This window comes from Corallococcus llansteffanensis (assembly GCF_003612055.1).
Classification (GTDB): Bacteria; Myxococcota; Myxococcia; order Myxococcales; family Myxococcaceae; genus Corallococcus; species Corallococcus llansteffanensis.
The window spans coordinates 1-2785 of record NZ_RAWB01000860.1 but is presented as its reverse complement, the minus strand read 5'-3'; the positions used below and the strand labels follow the sequence as shown (position 1 = coordinate 2785).

The window sequence follows — 2785 nt, the reverse complement described above, 5'->3', positions numbered from 1 at the left end:
GCGATGCCCCGGCCCGCGCCCCGCGTCGCGCCAGCGACCAGGGCAACCTGTCCTTCGAGTGGCTTCATGGTGGTGCTCCTTTTCTGTCCCCACCCTGCGCCCCCAATCCTGACAACCCCTGTCATGATTGCCGGACGAAGCTGCACGCGCTGTTGGAAGCCGCACCCCATGCAGCCTCGGAGGGCCGAGCCCATGCGCGCCGACCGACTCATGCACCTGTTGATGCGCCTGCAGTCCCGGCCCCGGAGCACCGTGAGCCAGCTCGCCCGAGAGCTCCAGGTCTCCGGGCGCACCGTGCACCGCGACCTGGACGCGCTGTCCACGGCGGGCGTCCCCGTGTACGCCACGCGCGGCGCGGCGGGCGGCGTGGCGCTGATGGAGGGCTGGCGCACGCAGCTCACCGGCCTCACCCGTCCGGAGCTCCAGGCCCTGGCCACCGTGGGAGCGCCGGGCGCGTTGGACGACCTGGGGCTGTCCGCCCCGCTGCGCACGGGCCTGGTGAAGCTGGCCGCGGCGCTCCCCGCCCTCCAACAGCCCGCGCTGGAGCATGCCCGCCAGCGACTCCACGTGGACGCCTCCGGCTGGTTCACCGGCCGCGAGCCCGTGCCGCACCTGGGCACGCTGCGCGACGCCGCGTGGCAGGACCGGAGCGTGTCGCTGACCTACCAGGACTTCGAAGGGGCGCCCTCACGCCGCGCGGTGGATCCCTACGGGCTCGTCATCAAGGCGGACCGCTGGTACCTCGTCGCCGGCACGGACCAGGGCCCCCGCGTCTTCCGGGGCGCGCGCATCGGGAGCGTGCGGCTGCGCTCGCAGGGCTTCGGCTTCACCCGGCCCCCGGGCTTCGACCTGCCCGTGTTCTGGAAGGGCTGGTGCGCGAGGTTCGCCGTCGAGCGGCCCCGCTACGACGTCACGCTGCGCTTCACGGCGGAAGGGGAAGCGGCGCTGCGCCAGGTGCGTCCCCCGGCCGACGGGGAGCGCCTGAAGGCGGCGCCCGCGGCACGCGGTGGGAAGCGGAAGGTGACGCTGGACTTCGAGCGGGAGTCCATCGCGCTCTCCCAGCTCTGCACGCTCGGGGGCGGCGTGGAGGTGCTCGCCCCGGAGGCGCTGCGACAACGGCTGGCCGCCGTGGCGGCCTCACTCCAGGTACTCTACGGCGGCCCCGGCCAGGGCCCGGGCCGCCGCGAACGCAGGTCCCGCTAGAAGTGCAGCGGGTGGCCCAGCGTGGCCTCGGCGCCCTCGTGCATGATCTCCGAGAGCGTCGGGTGGGCGTGGATGGTGTGGGCCAGCTCCTCGGTGGTGATCTCCAGCTTCATGGAGACGCACGCCTCCGCGAGCAGCTCCGTCGCGTGGGGCCCGATGATGTGGATGCCCAGCACCTCGTCGTACTTCTTGTCGGAGACAATCTTGATGAGGCCGATGGACTCGTTGGAGATGGCGGACTTGGTGACGGCGCCGAAGGGGGCGATGCCCACCTTCACGTCGTAGCCGCGCTCCTTGGCCTTCTTCTCCGTGAGGCCCACCGACGCCACCTCGGGGTAGCAGTAGGTGGCCGACGGGGTGAGGTCGTAGTTGATGGGCGCGGGGTTCTTCCCGGCGATGTGCTCCACCACCATCACGCACTCGGCGCTGGCCATGTGCGCCAGCATCGGCGTGGGGATGACGTCGCCGATGGCGTAGACGTTGGGCTCGGTGGTGCGGCACTGCGCGTCGACCTTGATGAAGCCGCGGTCGGGCTGGATGGACGTCTTGTTGAGGCCCACGTCCTCGGTGACGGGCGAGCGGCCCACCGCCGACAGGAGGATTTCGGCCTCCAGCGTCTTCGTCTCGCTGCCCACCGTCATGGTGACGCGCACGCCGTCCGCCGTGTGCTCCACCTTCTCCACCTTGGCGCCGGTGTGCACGTCGATGCCGCGGCGGCGGAAGATCTTGTCCAGCTCCTTGGAGATGTCCGCGTCCTCGATGGGGAGCAGCGCGGGCATGTACTCCACGATGGCCGTCTTGCTGCCCACGTGGTTGAACACGGAGGCGAACTCGCAGCCCACCGCGCCCGCGCCCAGGACGATGATGCTCTTGGGGATGCGGTCGATGGTCAGGATGGAGTCACTGTTCATCACCCGCTTGTGGTCCACCTGCACGTTCGGCAGGGACTTGGGCACGGAGCCCGTGGCGATGATGATGTTCTTCGTCTCCAGCGTCTGCTTGGAGCCGTCCTCCGCCGTCACCTCCACCTTGCCCTTCCCGCTGATGCGACCATGGCCCTTCACGACCGTGATCTTGTTCTTCTTCATCAGGAAGTCGATGCCGTTGGCACCCTTGGTGACGACCTTGTCCTTGTGCTTCTGGGCGTTGGCCCAGTTGACGGTGGGGTTGGCCGTGTCGATGCCGAAGTCCGCCGCTTCCTTGATGTGGTGGAAGAGTGACGCCGTCCACAGGAGCGACTTCGTGGGGATGCATCCGCGATGCAGACAGGTGCCGCCCAGGCGCTTGTCCTTCTCGATGATGGCCGTCTTCAGCCCAAGCTGGGCCGCGCGGATGGCGCCCACATAGCCGCCAGGACCCGAGCCGATGATCACCACGTCGAAAGTCTCAGCCACGCACGCCTCCGTCTATTTTGCGGATGGAACTCGCGGGCGCTGATAACCCCCGGTCCCGGTTGGAATCAAGGAGTTTGCTCGTGCGCCGCTTCCCGCCCCATACGCTCCTCTTGATGCTAGTAGCGCTGCTGGCCTTCGGACGCCTCTATTACGTGACCCACCGCGACACGCCCGCTCCGGCCCAGGTC

Annotated in this window: 2 protein-coding genes; one reads left to right on the top strand and one right to left on the bottom strand. The window is 69.2% G+C overall.

Going from position 1 to position 2785, the window contains the following annotated elements; genetic code table 11:
- Window positions 1-192: 192 nt before the first annotated feature.
- Entirely contained in the window at window positions 193-1203 is a 1011-nt protein-coding gene (locus D7V93_RS41295) for a helix-turn-helix transcriptional regulator (RefSeq protein ID WP_120648464.1), read from the top strand.
- Here the strand turns inward: D7V93_RS41295 and lpdA are convergent.
- On the bottom strand, window positions 1200-2597 hold the full coding sequence (gene lpdA / locus D7V93_RS41290) for a dihydrolipoyl dehydrogenase (protein ID WP_120648463.1): 1398 nt from the start codon (window positions 2595-2597) through the stop codon (window positions 1200-1202). The genes D7V93_RS41295 and lpdA overlap by 4 nt on opposite strands.
- Window positions 2598-2785 lie beyond the last annotated feature (188 nt).